Below are 14,280 nucleotides of genomic sequence, written 5' to 3' on the forward strand. Positions count from 1 at the left end.
AATAACCAAACTCGAATATGGTTGTTATCTCACGGCCATTCTCTCCTACATGATGGTCCGACAGCAGGATTCCGTCGGACTGACTGTATTCGATGAAGATATTCGTCTTGACATGCCGGCGAGAAGTTCGCCGCAGCATTTCAATGAGATGATGTATCAGTTGGAAAATCTGAAACCCGGCAAAAAGACTGGTCTGGCCGACGTCCTTCATAAACTAGCCAATCGGTTTAAAAGACGTTGCCTGATTATATTAATCAGCGATCTTTATGACGACGAAGATAAGGTTATTCGCGCTCTTCATCATTTCCGTCACCGAAAACATGAGGTTATTCTCTTCCATGTCTTCGACAAGGCGGAAATCGATTTTCCGTTTGACGACCTGGTACTGTTGCAGGATCTTGAAACGGATGAGCGTCTGCAGGTGGATCCTCTCTACGTGCGTGAGGAATATCAAAAACTTCTGGCCGAGTTCATCGGTCGATATCGGCAGGCTTGTTTGGAAAGTGCAGTCGAGTATGTGATGACGGATACTTCGGTTCCATATGATTTTATGCTCTCTCGATATTTGACCAAGCGGAACCAGCTATGACGTTCGGTGTGGCGGCATTCTTACTGGCGGCCTTGGCGGCGATTATTCCGCCAATCCTCCATATGATCAATCGGCAGCGTGCCAAGCAACTGCCTTTCAGCACCCTGCGCTTTTTGAAAATCAGCGTGCAAAAGACGCGGCGACGCCGCCAGATCAGGGACATTTTCCTCATGTTGCTGCGGATGGCGGTCCTCGTTCTCATCGCAATTGGGCTGGCCCGGCCCACGCTGAGCAAAGTTCGATCACTGTTCGGCGGTTCTCAGGCGGCCGTGGCCATTGTGCTGGATAACTCTGCGAGCATGGGGTGGATCGATGAAGGACGGCCCCGTTTTGAGCTGGCCATCGCGGCGGCTAATCAGATTCTAGCGGAACTTCAGGCGGGGGATGAGGTCGCCCTGTGGGTGACCAGTGGTCGTTCGTATCCTGAACTGGGTAAATTCGACCGCCAGCATGATAAAGTCCGTCAGCTCTTGGCCCAGATCGCACAGCAAGGGCCAACCTTCGAGCGAGGCACACTCATGCCCCTGATATCCCAGGCCCGGGAGCAGCTCGCACAGTCGCAGGCGCCGCAACGCTACCTGTTTGTGATCACCGACAATCAAAGTGTCGCGTGGGAAGGATTAGAGGAGAACCGCGATCGCGCAACCGCGGATACCACAACCCGCGAGAGCGCTACGGAGGACCGGCGCTTGCGTGATATTCCGATTGTCCTCGTGGACTGCCAGAGAAATCCGCGTCCCAGCGTGGCGGTGCGAAAGGTGACGGTCCAATCCGTCCTCCCTGTGGCCGGCGTGCCCATGAAGGTCGTACTCGAGCTGTTCAATGCATCATCTGTCTCGCAGCAACGGGTTGCTGAAGTCTATGTGGATGGTAATAAAGTGGGGACGACACCCGAATTGACAATTCCGCCAGAGGGTGCCGTTCCAGCCGAGGTCGTTTTTACTTTGGATCGCGGAGGCATTCATCAGGGTGAGGTGCGACTTGTTGGAGAGGACGGGGCACGCTTCGATGACCGGCGCTTTTTTACAATCGAGATAGAGGCGGCCATTCCTGTCGCCGTCGTTATCAATGAACGCCGAGAAATCGCCTATCTCAATGATTCCTTCTATTTGGAAAAAGCGCTGGAGCCTATCGAAGGTCAAAACTGGGCAATTAAAACGACTCTTCTCACGTCAAACGAACTCACGACGGAGCCACTTTCCAATTACCGGATCATTTACCTGGTCAATTTGCAGTCTCTTGAAGCGTCGGTTGTAGAAAAGCTGGCGACATTCGTACGAAATGGCGGTCGCCTCGTGTGGGTCGCCGGTGAGGAGGTCGATCCCGCGACGTACAACGGTTGGAATGAGATGGCCGGGGGCAGTTTACTCCCCGTCCCGTTGGACTCCGTAAGAGCGGCTGACACTGAAGAAGGTCGCGATAGCTGGCATGTGAACTGGCTTGATGTTCAGCATGCAGCCCTCAGCGGATTTGCCGAGCCTCCGTCACTCTATCAGTCAATCCTTGTCTATAAATATGTCAAGATTAAAGCCGACGAAACAGACGGCGCCAGAGTGTTACTGCGGCTGGATGGCGAGGGGGACCCGCTGCTGGTGGAAAAACAGGTAGGCGACGGTATCGTGTTGTTCCTTGGGACGAGCGTGCATGTGGGATGGACGAATTTTCCCCTGAGGCCCATTTTCGCCCCGCTCATGGCGAGGCTGGCGTTCTATCTGGCAGGTGGGGAACCAACTCAGTCTGCGGGACTTGCCGGTCAACCGCTGGTCATACCGTTTCTGGGGCAGATCCCGCCGGGTGTGGTTGAAGTCACGCCGCCCAGCGGCTCTCTCATGCGATTTAACATTGATCCGCAAAGTAAAGAGTTCCGTTATAGCGATACTCATCAAATAGGCGTCTATCAATTCCGGCTTCTCGCTTCTGTTCGACCGGTACAGAAAGCCTTTGCCGTCAATGTGGATCCCGATGAAAGTGATCCCACAAAGATTGAAAATGCCACCCTTGAAGAAGCCTTTTCTGGAATTCCCGTGGTTTTTGCCGAAAACCCCGAGGATCTATCCCAAACATTTGATTTTCTGCGAAACGGGAAGAGTCTGGCCGAATTTTTCTTGACTCTCGTATTGCTCGGTCTCGTGTTTGAGACCTTTATATCCAACTGGTTCAGTCCCCGGGATGAAGAAAAACGTCCCCGGCCGCTGGAAGGTTACAGGCCGACAAGACGCCTCGCTCCCCAACTCGGCTGAATGGACCTGATATTCGAGGAAAACGTTTGGTCGCGAACAACCAGAACGCGACGGGGGCGAAGGTTCAGCCCCGTGCCGGACACGCAGGGAGAGAACGCCCCGACCAACGCCAGTTGACACTCGCGGTTTGCCTTGAATATCCAGCAAAGTATGCTCGGCCGAAGGCAGGCTCACTGCGTGGCATTCCGGATTTCCGGCGGCAATGTGAGAATCGATTCCGCCAGTTTGCGCCGGGCTTCTTCATATTCCTCCGGCTTATCCGCCCACTCAAACCAACTGGGAGTGAGCGACAGAACGAGACGTTGAGCCACTTCGGCTTTGCCGCCCCGGCGGAGAAGCTCCAAATAGTCATAATCCTCGATAGAGTCCCGCAGCGCCTTCAACCGCAAGGAGGGCACAATACCCTCATAGCCACATGGTCTGGCGGGATAGACGAGCGTTCCTTCCCCGTTGAACGTTAACGGTCGATTGGCGGGGCCCGGCCGGTACGTGTTCGCGTCCGTCCAGGGATCCTCGACCTGATCCCAGTAACTCATTCCACCCCAGTAGAGCAATCCTGTGATTCCGAAACGCCATGAAATCCAGGATGGCACCCGATAGTGGAGGAGCGGGTAGTCGATGTGCCACCAGGGCGATTTTTTCTTTCCCTGGCACAGGGCCGTGTACGCCCACATGATTTCACCGAGCGCTTGCCGCTGTTTGGCGGTGGGTTCATCGTAGAGTGGAAAGAGGGAGCACCAGATATCCACGGCACCATAAAGATCACCCCATGCCGGGTTCTGGGTCCGGGTCTGTTCCACGACAAGCACTTTCACCTTGGTTTGCGCTGCTCGGATCGGTTTACCCCAGTGACGGACAAACTCGTACGCCTCCGGATCGTTAGGTTCGTCTTTAAGATAGATGTAGAAGATGACGTGAGGGCGTGCGATCTCTGTGATAGCTTTATCCCACGCTGTCAGCCACGCCGTTAAGTCGTCGGGCGAGTCTGCCGGATCTTTCACCCTGCCCACCGGCGAAGGAATCTGGATCGCGTTGACGTGATAACGATCAATCCATTCTCTGAGGTGGGCAACGCTCTCGGCGGGCAACTGGTAGCCCCGATCATCCCGGCGGAGCACGAGCCATTCGGGAGGTGGATAGGCATTGATTCGATGTTCACTGACAAGATCGGCACACTGTCGGTCCACTGCTTCCCAGTCTTCCGGTGGTGACTCCTTTCCCAATCGAGCACGTTTCGAGTAGTAGGACCGCATCCGCTGCGACGGCGACCCGAACGCCGTGACAAGCGCCGGCGTACCGGGAAGGGTGAAGTCCCAGACCTCTAGCGTCAGAGGAATATGGAACGCATTGACGCCGCTTCCCCGCAGCATGACTTTTCCCGAGTATTTCCCGGGCGGCGTCCCTGGAGGAATAAAGAGATCCACATAGAAGCCGTGCGTCTGCTCGGCAGGGAGATCGAAAGGAAAGGCCCTGTACTTGCCGCGAAGTGGAACGTCCTTCAGGGGATCCCGGCTCGGAATCAGTGGATCGGGATACCAGCCTGGGCGAAAGGCCTCGTTGCGATATGTCCCCTCAGTAATAAGGATTTGATGTTCGCGATAGATTCGAAAATGTGACGGGGCTATTGTGGCATTTTGTGGTCCTTTCAGGTCCGTCACAGCGAGTTCGACCTGCGGAACTGGCTGGGAACTCCGAACAAAGACCTGGAAGCCCACCCATTCATTTCTGGCCGCGGCTACCTTGATCTCGTGTGCGGCAGGCTGAGGGGGCAGGTCCTCGCGGCAGAGCCGCCGCGTCGCTGCTTCTACCCAAACGGACAGTTCCGCCATGACGGGTCGGGAAGGTCCAACCCACCCCAAACCGCTTAATATCACCGAGCAGGTCCACAAGCGACTGACCATCCCATGACAAATACGGCGCATGCTCATGGTAGAGCTCCTTGACAAATAGCTATTCCAGGAAACAGGAATGCGGTTCTTTCCGGCTGCAGCGCGACTGCCTCGCGATGTCGTCCACCGAGGCGCTCCGTCCCCGCGAGATAGTGAGCTCCTTGAAAGATGTCTCATGGCGTCGCGTCCGTGGACGGCTCCTATTATCGCGGAAAGAAATCGCCGACGGTACTGGGAAGCGGGGGCCCTACTTTTCGCGGCCGGACTGTGCCCTTCTGCGAAGCTGAAAGAGAACAAGCGCGGTCTGCTCGGGCCGTACCGCGTCTGGCGATACGTGAGTCTGCTTGAAAATTGACTTTTCGGTTTGACGATGTCGGCTAAAATTCCCAGAGGGAACCACTCAAATGCGTTAATTCGTGTTGCTTTTTGCGTTGGGAAGTCGCTCAATGCCCCAGAACACAGCTCCCCAGTTTACAAAGCGGTTTTCGGACTATTCCTGGAAAGACATCCAGCACAGTCCGCTCATGCTTTACTATGAAGTCACCCAGGCCTGTGACCTGGTGTGCAAGCACTGCCGAGCCTCGGCCCAGCCATCAGCCCATCCCGAGGAACTATCTCCCGACGAGGCTCGGGCTCTCATCCAGGAAGCGTCTTTGTTTCCCAAAAAACCGAACATCGTTTTTACGGGCGGTGACCCCCTCAAGCGTCCCGACATCTTCGACCTGATCGGCTATGCCCGAGAGTGCGGCCTCAATGTCGCTCTGACACCGTCGGCAACTCCGCTGGCCACCGCCAGTGCTCTCAAACGGGCCAAGGATGCGGGGGCCACGGCACTTGGGGTGAGTTTGGATGGTGCCGACGCGGTGACGCACGATGCCTTTCGCGGCTGGCAGGGTAGTTTTGACCGCACGATGGAGATTCTGGCGATTGGCCGGGAGCTGGGGTTCTATCTCCAGGTGAATACGACCATCACCAGGCGGAACGTCAACCAGGTAGAGGCGATGGCCGAACTGCTGAATGACCAGGGAATCCACATGTGGTCGGTGTTTTTCCTGGTTCCTGTCGGCCGTGGCGTGTTTGAACAGCGGATTACACCAGAGGAATACGAGCAGGTGTTCAAAATACTGTGGGAACAGGCTCAGACTCGGCCGTATGCGATCAAGACCACGGAGGCACCGCATTACCGCCGATTCGTCCTGGAAGAGCTGCGACGCCTGCCGGAGGAGAAAGTTTCTCCGAAGGCAGTCCAACTGGCCAAACGTCTCACGCTGGGCGTCGGTGATGGTAAAGGAATCATGTTTGTGGGGCATACGGGAGAAATCTACCCGGCCGGTTTCCTGCCCATCCAATGTGGCCGGTTTCCGAAGGACTCGATCGTCAAGACGTATCAGGAGCACGAGGTCTTTCGCGCCCTCCGTAACCCGAATCTGTTGGGGGGAAAGTGTGGCGTTTGTCGTTATCGCTACGTCTGTGGCGGCAGCCGTGCTCGATCGTATGCGGTGACGGGAGACTATCTGGCTCCGGAACCGGATTGCGTGTTTTTCTCCGAAACGGACGTTCCTTTCCAGCCACACTGAACGGACTTTGATAACCGACCACCGGCGGTTTTCGGCGATTCTGCTCGGCCCGGGAATGTACCGCCCGGAGAGCGGAACCTTGGGGCGAGGTCTGTCGTCGGTCTGCGATCGATGTTATCACGCGAGCGGGGAGGCTTTTCTGGGAAAATACGCCCAAAAAACTGCAAAAGCCGGGGAAGTTAGCCGATGCTTTTGGACAAGATGGTCAGACGTTTCCCCTAAAAGGCCGGTTTTTTGCGGATTTTTGCGGGTTCCCATCTTGAAATCCTGGAAAAATTCGGTCTAATCATGACAAACGTGGCTGGAGCCCGCAATTGCGGGGCGTAGGACGGACGGATTTGGTTTGCATCGTGTGTCACATGGTTTAGGAGGTACGTGGCGTATGGCAAAGGACACCGCAGCAAAGAAGCCCCTCACCAAAACACAGCTCGTGAAGGCCCTGGCAGAGGCGACCGGCCTCAAAAAAGCGGATGTCGAGGCGGTATTGAGCGCCCTCACCGAGGAAGTGAAAAAGGCCCTGAGCCCTCGTGGACCTGGAGCGTTCGTACTTCCAGGCTTGCTGAAGATCAAGAAGGCGAAAACGAAGCCAACTCCTGCCCGCCAGATGCCCAAGCCCGGTAAGCCGGACGAGATCATCACGATTCCCGCGAAGCCGGCCCGGAACGTGGTTCGCATTCGGGCGTTGAAACAACTCAAGGAAATGGTCTGATTCGAGCTCTGGCAGTTCGGTCAGCTTCGGCTTCGGAAGCCGGTGCCGAGTATCGGTAGTGGCGTGTCGCCTTTCGACGGGCGGCAGAGGGAGGTCTTTCCCAGCCAGCACGTCCGAAGGCGCCATACATCGCCGGCCGTGGCATTGACCATGGGCGATGCGAGCTACTTGGCGGCTCGCTAAAGGACACGCAGGCGCTCGATTTTCCCAAGCCAACTGGACGAGTGCCGCCAAGGGCGATTTCGCTTCACCGTAGGCCGCGTCAACGTGGCAGGGTGGCTTTTTCCCTGCTACGTTTTTCTTTTTTGCAGAGACTGCGACCGAACCAACGGATCGCCGGTGGCTCATCCGCAATTGGTAAAGCCCCACGACTCGTCCGATATCCCCGGCGATTTTTATCCCTGTGTCCCTTCTACTGATCTGAGCATTTCTTGTAGAAGTTCGATCGGCAGCCCGACCACGTTGCTCTCGCTTCCCTCAAGGATCTTTAGCCATCCCAGCCGGTCCTGATAGCCGAACGCCCCAGCTTTGCCCTCCCACAGGCCGGTGCGCAGGTATTCTTCGATGGCTTCATCTGGGATGAAATCCATCACAAGGCGGGTACAGGCGACGCGGATATCGGGAGGACGATCCGGGTAATCCCAGAGACACACGCCCGTGAAGACACGATGCTCGGTGCCCCGCAACAGACGTAGGATCTCCCGGGCATGGTCCACGTCGTGGGGCTTGCCGATAAGCTGACCGCGACATTCGACCACGGTATCGCAGCCGAGGATCAAACCGCGGCCCACTTTCTGACCAACATTCCGGGCTTTTTGAAAGGCCATCCTCGCTGCAAATTGGGCCGGATTTTCCCCGCTGCAAACGCCGCATTCGGCAGAGTCGTCGGGCGGAATGACACGGAAGGGAATGCCCAACTGCTCCAGAAGTTCCCTTCTCCGGGGAGATTGACTTGCCAGCACAAGTTCTCGGCAAGGGCGGTCAGCCATGGAGTATCGTGAGTCCTTTTGTTCCTCAGCCAAGAATTGTCAGAATTCCAGCGCTCGCCGTCAGGCGGATGCGTTCCCAACGCGTCTATCCGACCATTATACTTGGTGGAGAACCCCCGCCTTGTTATGGAAGTGCGGCGGCAAAAGGACTTGCCGAAAACGAAATTGTGCTTCAGAATGAGCTTCGAGAATGAGAGGGCATGGGAACCTCTATCCTGTGGGAGGCCTACCTATGTGTCAACGTTTCCTGCTGTTGGCGGGTTGCTTCGTTGCGTTCGTCGCCAAGTCGTTGCTCGCGGCGCCGGCCGGGCAAGAACGGCCGGAGCGCCCGAACTTTATCGTTATCAACATCGACGACCTGGGTTACGCAGACATTGGACCGTTCGGCTCGGAGATCAATCGAACGCCCAATCTTGATCGGATGGCCGCGGAAGGCCGAAAACTCACTTCGTTTTACGCAGCACCGGTGTGCTCTCCATCCCGCGCTGCTCTGATGACGGGGAGTTATGCGAAACGTGCGCTCCCTATTCCTCATGTGCTGTTCCCGGCCGATCCGGTGGGTTTGGCACCCGAGGAAATAACTGTTGCAGAACTTCTGAAAACCGCAGGCTATCGGACAGCCCTGATCGGGAAGTGGCATCTGGGGGATCAACCGGAATTTCTGCCACTTCAGCAAGGTTTCGATGAGTATTTTGGACTTCCGTATTCCAACGACATGGGGCCCGCCGAGGATGGCGTGAAAAGCAGTCTCGGCCAGCCGCTTCCCAAGCCGCGCCCGGGCCAAAAAGGTCAACCTCCCCTGCCGCTTATGCGCAACAACACGGTGATCAAGCGTGTGCTCCCCGACGATCAACAGGCGCTGGTCGAGATGTACACCAAGGAGGCGGTGAGATTTATTCGCGACAATCAGAGCCGACCATTCTTCCTCTATCTCGCTCACAATGCCGTGCACTTTCCGATCTACCCGGGCAAAAAATGGGCGGGACGCTCACCGCATGGGATATACTCGGACTGGGTCGAGGAAGTGGATTGGAGTGTGGGGCAGGTCCTCGATACGCTTCGGGAAACCGGGTTGGATCGAAAGACCCTCGTCCTATTCGTAAGTGACAACGGCGGCACGCCGCGGGCCGTGAATCGTCCCTTGCGTGGTTTCAAAGGAAGCACGTGGGAAGGTGGAATTCGAGTTCCCGCGATTGCCTGGTGGCCGGGCCAGATCCCGCCAGGAACGAGCACCGATGTGATCGTGGGTATGTTCGATGTTCTGCCCACTTTCGCCTACCTGGCCGGTGTTCCGCTTCCCAAAGACCGCAAATTGGACGGTATGAACATCTGGCCCCATCTGACCGGGGAGGCAGATGGTCGGCCAGCGCATGAGACTTTCTATTATTTCCGCGGGCTCGTCCTAGAAGGTGTTCGTCACGGCGACTGGAAGCTGCGGGTGGCAGCGAACGCAAAGGGCAAGCCTGAACTTTACAATCTGCGAGAAGACATCGGCGAGTCGCGGAATGTGGCCGCGGAGCATCCCGAAATTGTCGCCGAACTGGAAAAGCTGATGGCAGAAATGGATCAGGACCTTGGCCGTGACGGGATAGGCCCCGGTTGCCGTCCGCTGGGTCGAGTGAGTAATCCTCGTCCTCTTATCGATTATGACGGGACAATTCGACCGGGATTTGAGCCGAAGTGAATGGCGTCACCCGCGCAAACCACGGCAGCGCTTCTGACAAACGACCGTCGAGTCGGTGCCCCAGGATTGAGCGGTCTTTCCACAGGCAGACAAGGTCAGTCTTTTCGGGGTCGGTTGTCAACGCGGGAAAAAACGTTTGGTAAGCACTCCGGCAATTTACCTGTGCCGGTGGTTTCCTTGGGAGGGGTGGCGTCTATTGAAATGCTCCCATTTAAGATAATGCATCATGCATCGGAAGGCCGCGAATCAGGTTGCGTTTTTATCCAACTTTTGCCAGTTGCAAAGGAAGTAACCCTTGGCTGACACGGCGCTTATTGAAATAACTACGGTTGTCGCGCTTGGCGGATTGGGGCAATGGCTTGCGTGGCGACTGCGTATTCCCGCCATTGTTTTGCTTCTTGGCCTGGGAACCCTTGCCGGTCCGGTCCTTGGGTTTCTGCATCCGGACGAAGTCTTCGGTGAGCTTATTCGGCCGTTCATTGCGCTCTCCGTTGGATTGATCCTGTTCGACGGAGGGCTCAATCTGCGATTCCGCGAGTTGCGGGGAATAGGGGGTGTCTTCGGGCGTTTGATGACAATCGGAGTGGCCGTCACATGGGGGCTTCTTGCTCTTGCCGGCCGATATGTCCTGGGGTTAACCTGGCCGGTGGCGGCACTCCTCGCGTGCATTCTGACGGTTACCGGTCCTACGGTGATTGGTCCCATCCTGCGGCACCTCCGCCTGCGTGGCAGGATGGCGTCGCTTCTCAAGTGGGAGGGTATCCTCATCGACCCCCTGGGGGCCATTTTAGCGGTGCTTGTTTTTGCGGCTCTTGAACAGCAGAGCCTTAATGCCGGGGCGTGGGAAATCGGCATCCGACTCGTTCAGACCCTGCTGGTAGGATGCGGTGTGGGCATCGCAATGGGGCTTGTGATGGTAGCGGCATTTGCCCGATTTTGGATCCCCGATTTTTTGACCAACCCGGTCTCCCTCATGCTCACGCTGGTGGCCTTTGTGCTTGCGAACACCCTGTGTCATGAGTCCGGCCTTCTCGCAGTGACCATCATGGGCATGGTGGTGGCCAACCAGCAGAAGTTCGCCATCCGCCAATTGCTGGAGTTCAAGGAAGCGCTGACGGTTTTGCTCATCTCTGTCTTGTTCGTCATTTTGGCGGCGCGAATCCGATGGGAGTATCTTCACGGACTGGGATGGCAGAGCATCGTCTTTTTATTGCTGGTCATTCTCGTCATCCGACCGGTAGCCGTGCTGGTGTCCACCTGGGGAAAAACACTGGGCTGGAATGAGCGGCTCTTTCTGGCCGGAATGGCACCGCGCGGCGTCGTGGCCATGGCGGTCGCTTCGGTAGCGGCTTTGGCTCTTTCCGAGGGCCAGTATGAGGGTGCAGAAAAGCTCGTGCCCGTCACCTTGCTCGTCGTCTTCGGAACATCTGGCGTCTACGGACTGTTAGCCGCGCCTCTGGCCCGGTTTCTCCATTTGATCCAGGAAAATCCCCAGGGCATCTTGTTCGTCGGCGCGAGTCACTGGGTCCGTGAACTTGCGATACTGCTTCAACGGGAAGGTTGCCGGGTCGTGCTGGTGGACTCCAACAGGCAGAATATTACCGCTGCCCGTCTGGCGGGACTCCCTGCCATTCATGGCGATGCCCTTTCGGAAAGTACGCGCGAGAGCATCGACTACATGGGGCTGGGGCGGATGCTGGCGGTCACATCCAACAACGAGGTCAACTCGCTGGCCTGCATGATTTACGCGGAGGACTTCGGCAGGCAGGAAGTGTACCAACTCCCCTGGCTGGCGCCGAAGGAAAAATCTCGCGACCCTGCGTCGCCCGAACACAGGGGGCGCCTGCTTTTCGGAAAAGACCTGACTTATTCCAAAATCATTGAGATTTTCTACCAGGGTGGGCGGTTTAAGAGCACAAAAATCACCAAGGAATTCGACTTCGCCCAGTACAGGGCAATGTACGGCGACAAGGCTCATCTCTTGTTTGTGCTTCGGGCGGGAGGCACTGTCGTTGTGATTACGGATGGTCCGCTCCCCGACATCCGTCCCGGCGACACCGTTATCGCCCTGGTTCAAGGAGGTGAAAATGGGGCGATTCAGCCGCCGGATACCGCGGCTCCGGCTGACGCAGACTCCCAGCAGGGGTGAACGAACGCTGACCCATCCCCAGTTTTTTCTGGGTTTGTGAGACGCTGAAGGTTCGACGTGTGATCGGGCCAATTCATGAACTGCCCTTTCGGTATTGAATTAAGCAGACAAAGATTGGCCCGTGGATTGGTCTACCAGACGTCGGAACGTGGGCCCGAGAGGCAGGCCCTTTCGAGCGCGAATTTGGCTCCCGCCGAAGGTCTCGATGCGGTCTGGGGGCGAGATGGCGGGAGAGAACGAGCGGAGATAACTCGGGAAAGAACGGGGTAACCACGCGGTTCACCCGAGGGTAAAATGAGTAAGACACGGTTCGTAAAATGATGAAGAGTCGTGATTTTCTGACCGGAAAAGTGTGATCACCTCGCAACACCGCGGAGGACGAGATGCAGGACGAAAGGATTCCTGTTACCCGAGAGGGCTACGAAAAATTGCAGCGCGAGCTTGCGGAACTTGAGGACCAGTTGGTGGAAGTGACCAAACGGGTGGCGGCCGCTCGCGAAGAGGGCGATCTGCGAGAAAATGCCGAATATCATGGCGCCCGGGAAACCCAGGGCCTTATCATGGCCAAGATCAATTACCTGCGAGACAAGATTGCGCGGTGCGAAATTGTGGACCTGAGCCGGATGCCGCGCGACCGGGTGGCCATGGGTTGCACCGTCACGGTCCGAGATCTGGCCACAGGCGAGGTCATCAAATACACCCTCGTGGGGGTGGGTGAGGAGGATTTTGAGCAAGGGCGCATTCCGGCCAACAGTCCGCTGGGGCGAGGGCTGATCGGTAAAAAACCCGGAGAAATGGCCGAGATCCGCGTTCCTGCCGGAATTCGACGGTTGGAAGTCCTCGAAATCAGCTACGAAGAATGACCGTTTCCTCCGCCACTTCGTTCGCTCTGGCAGCGGTTTCACACCGGCCCGGGCACGCAGGGGCCGTCGATGGGCCTGCCTGCCAGCTGGGAGAACCAGTATTGCCCGTGTCCCACGCTGGTGAGAAACCATAAACTCTTTGCCGTGCTTCGGCGACGATCTGATTTCGCACTGACCACGGGGGCGAGATTTCGGGCAGGCCCTTGAGCGGGCGGTTCTCACGTGTTATGGTAGTGGCCGAGCGACACCGGCCGTGCACCGGTGATCGAGGTGCCGCGTACCGGGCGAATAGGTCCACCGTATATCACACCCCCATAGGAGAACGGTCATGGTCAAACTCCATCGTCGCCAGTTTCTCAAACGCAGCGCTGCGCTCGCTTCAGTGGCGTATTGTGCACAAATTGTCCCCTCTCGGGGCGAAACCGCTCAATCCAAGCTCAATATCGCGGCGATTGGTGTCGGAGGAAGGGGCCGGGCCAATCTCAACGCTGTGAAGGACGAGAACATCGTCGCGCTTTGCGATGTTGACGCAAATAACCTGGGCGAAGCGGCGAAACTGTTTCCGCGCGCGAAGCTGTACCGCGACTTTCGCCGGATGTTCGACGAAATGGCGAACTCAATCGACGCGGTGGTTGTGAGCACTCCCGATCATACACATGCTCCCGCTGCGGCCGCGGCGATGAAACTCGGCAAACACTGCTACTGCGAAAAACCTCTTACGCATTGTGTGTACGAAGCCCGCTATCTAACAGAACTTGCGGCCGAGAAAAAAGTCGTGACGCAAATCGGGACGCAAATTCATGCGGGGGACAATTATCGTCGCGTCGTGGAATGGGTGCAGGCAGGGGTCATAGGTCCCGTCCAGGAAGTGCACGTGTGGTGTGCGGCCAGTTACAGCGGCGGCGATACGCCGAAAGACACCCCGCCAGTCCCACCATATCTCGATTGGGACCTCTGGCTCGGTCCCGCACCCTACCGGCCCTACCACCCGGCATACGTCCCGTTTCGATGGAGAGGCTGGAAGGATTTTGGGAGCGGAGCCCTGGGAGATTTCTTCTGCCATTATTCAGACCTCGCTTTCTGGGCACTGGGCCTCAAGTATCCAACCTCCGTGGAAGCTGAAGGCCCACCACCGCATCCCGATAGCACCCCGCCCTGGCTGATCGTCCGGTATGAATTTCCAGCTCGGGGTGAACTTCCCCCAGTACGCTTGACCTGGTACGACGGGGGCAAGCGACCGCCGCTGCAGGCTGAGGCAAAGCTTCCAGATTGGGCCTCTGGCGTCCTTTTTGTGGGTGAAAAAGGGATGATCCTTGCCGACTACGGACGGCGTGTGCTTTGGCCTGAAGAAAAATTCGCGGGTTTCCAACCACCTCCGCAGACGATTCCTCCTTCCATCGGGCACCACCGCGAATGGATCGAGGCCTGCAAAACAGGCGGAACAACAACCTGCCATTTCGGATACTCGGGCCCCTTGACTGAAGCGGCCCTTTTGGGAATGGTGGCTTTCCGGGTGGGCCAAAAGATCAACTGGGATCCCGTCAACTTGAAAGCGGTCAACTGTCCGGAGGCCGATATCTGGATTCGCAAA

At 57.0% G+C, this 14,280-nt stretch carries 10 protein-coding genes and 1 pseudogene; 9 read left to right on the forward strand and 2 right to left on the reverse strand.

Annotated features, from left to right (window positions below):
* Positions 1–589, forward strand: a pseudogene (locus H5U08_RS01520) (DUF58 domain-containing protein); the annotation flags it as partial.
* Positions 586–2,829 carry a BatA domain-containing protein gene (locus H5U08_RS01525; RefSeq protein ID WP_297029427.1) on the forward strand — a complete coding sequence of 748 codons (2,244 nt, stop codon included), beginning with the start codon at positions 586–588 and terminating at the stop codon, positions 2,827–2,829. The pseudogene H5U08_RS01520 and the gene H5U08_RS01525, both read left to right, overlap by 4 nt.
* A 170-nt stretch (positions 2,830–2,999) precedes the next feature.
* On the opposite strand, the gene H5U08_RS01530 is transcribed toward H5U08_RS01525, so the two are convergent.
* Positions 3,000–4,757: a DUF4091 domain-containing protein gene (locus tag H5U08_RS01530; RefSeq protein WP_297029428.1), complete on the reverse strand. Its 1,758-nt coding sequence runs from the start codon at positions 4,755–4,757 to the stop codon at positions 3,000–3,002.
* A 40-nt stretch (positions 4,758–4,797) separates the two neighbouring features.
* On the opposite strand from H5U08_RS01530, the gene H5U08_RS01535 reads away from it, so the two are divergent.
* The 3 genes from H5U08_RS01535 to H5U08_RS01545 all read left to right on the forward strand — a co-directional run bounded on the left by H5U08_RS01535 (position 4,798) and on the right by H5U08_RS01545 (position 7,004).
* A complete protein-coding gene (locus tag H5U08_RS01535; protein ID WP_297029430.1) occupies positions 4,798–5,073 on the forward strand; it encodes a hypothetical protein in 276 nt (91 codons plus the stop codon).
* Between the two features lie 91 nt (positions 5,074–5,164).
* The gene (locus H5U08_RS01540; RefSeq protein WP_297029431.1) at positions 5,165–6,295 is read left to right on the forward strand and encodes a TIGR04053 family radical SAM/SPASM domain-containing protein; all 1,131 of its coding nucleotides are present in this window, start codon (positions 5,165–5,167) and stop codon (positions 6,293–6,295) included.
* 382 nt (positions 6,296–6,677) lie between these two features.
* A complete protein-coding gene (locus H5U08_RS01545) occupies positions 6,678–7,004 on the forward strand; it encodes an HU family DNA-binding protein (RefSeq protein ID WP_297029433.1) in 327 nt (108 codons plus the stop codon).
* A 395-nt stretch (positions 7,005–7,399) separates the two neighbouring features.
* On the opposite strand, the gene H5U08_RS01550 is transcribed toward H5U08_RS01545, so the two are convergent.
* Positions 7,400–7,993, reverse strand: a complete 594-nt coding sequence (locus H5U08_RS01550) for a nucleoside triphosphate pyrophosphatase (RefSeq protein ID WP_297029435.1) — start codon at positions 7,991–7,993, stop codon at positions 7,400–7,402.
* A 232-nt stretch (positions 7,994–8,225) separates the two neighbouring features.
* Between H5U08_RS01550 and H5U08_RS01555 the strand changes: the two genes are divergently transcribed.
* The 4 genes from H5U08_RS01555 to H5U08_RS01570 form a co-directional block, all read left to right on the forward strand.
* Entirely contained in the window at positions 8,226–9,677 is a 1,452-nt protein-coding gene (locus tag H5U08_RS01555; RefSeq protein WP_297029437.1) for a sulfatase, read from the forward strand.
* Positions 9,678–9,972: 295 nt separating this feature from the next.
* Entirely contained in the window at positions 9,973–11,826 is a 1,854-nt protein-coding gene (locus H5U08_RS01560) for a sodium:proton antiporter (protein WP_297029439.1), read from the forward strand.
* 383 nt (positions 11,827–12,209) lie between these two features.
* Complete coding sequence (gene greA / locus H5U08_RS01565) at positions 12,210–12,689, forward strand: transcription elongation factor GreA (RefSeq protein ID WP_297029441.1); 480 nt, start codon at positions 12,210–12,212, stop codon at positions 12,687–12,689.
* 328 nt (positions 12,690–13,017) lie between these two features.
* Positions 13,018–14,280 (forward strand): Gfo/Idh/MocA family oxidoreductase (locus H5U08_RS01570; RefSeq protein WP_297029443.1); only part of this gene is annotated, 1,263 nt, incomplete at its 3' end.

The organism is Thermogutta sp. (assembly GCF_014359955.1).
In the GTDB taxonomy this organism is placed as follows: Bacteria; Planctomycetota; Planctomycetia; order Pirellulales; family Thermoguttaceae; genus Thermogutta.

Excerpts from the sequence above, each read along its gene's own strand:
- H5U08_RS01525 (WP_297029427.1), top strand. The coding sequence starts at position 586 with ATGACGTTCGGTGTGGCGGCATTCTTACTGGCGGCCTTGGCGGCGATT.
- H5U08_RS01530 (WP_297029428.1), bottom strand. The coding sequence starts at position 4,757 with ATGAGCATGCGCCGTATTTGTCATGGGATGGTCAGTCGCTTGTGGACC.
- H5U08_RS01535 (WP_297029430.1), top strand. The coding sequence starts at position 4,798 with ATGCGGTTCTTTCCGGCTGCAGCGCGACTGCCTCGCGATGTCGTCCAC.
- H5U08_RS01540 (WP_297029431.1), top strand. The coding sequence starts at position 5,165 with ATGCCCCAGAACACAGCTCCCCAGTTTACAAAGCGGTTTTCGGACTAT.
- H5U08_RS01545 (WP_297029433.1), top strand. The coding sequence starts at position 6,678 with ATGGCAAAGGACACCGCAGCAAAGAAGCCCCTCACCAAAACACAGCTC.
- H5U08_RS01550 (WP_297029435.1), bottom strand. The coding sequence starts at position 7,993 with ATGGCTGACCGCCCTTGCCGAGAACTTGTGCTGGCAAGTCAATCTCCC.
- H5U08_RS01555 (WP_297029437.1), top strand. The coding sequence starts at position 8,226 with ATGTGTCAACGTTTCCTGCTGTTGGCGGGTTGCTTCGTTGCGTTCGTC.
- greA (WP_297029441.1), top strand. The coding sequence starts at position 12,210 with ATGCAGGACGAAAGGATTCCTGTTACCCGAGAGGGCTACGAAAAATTG.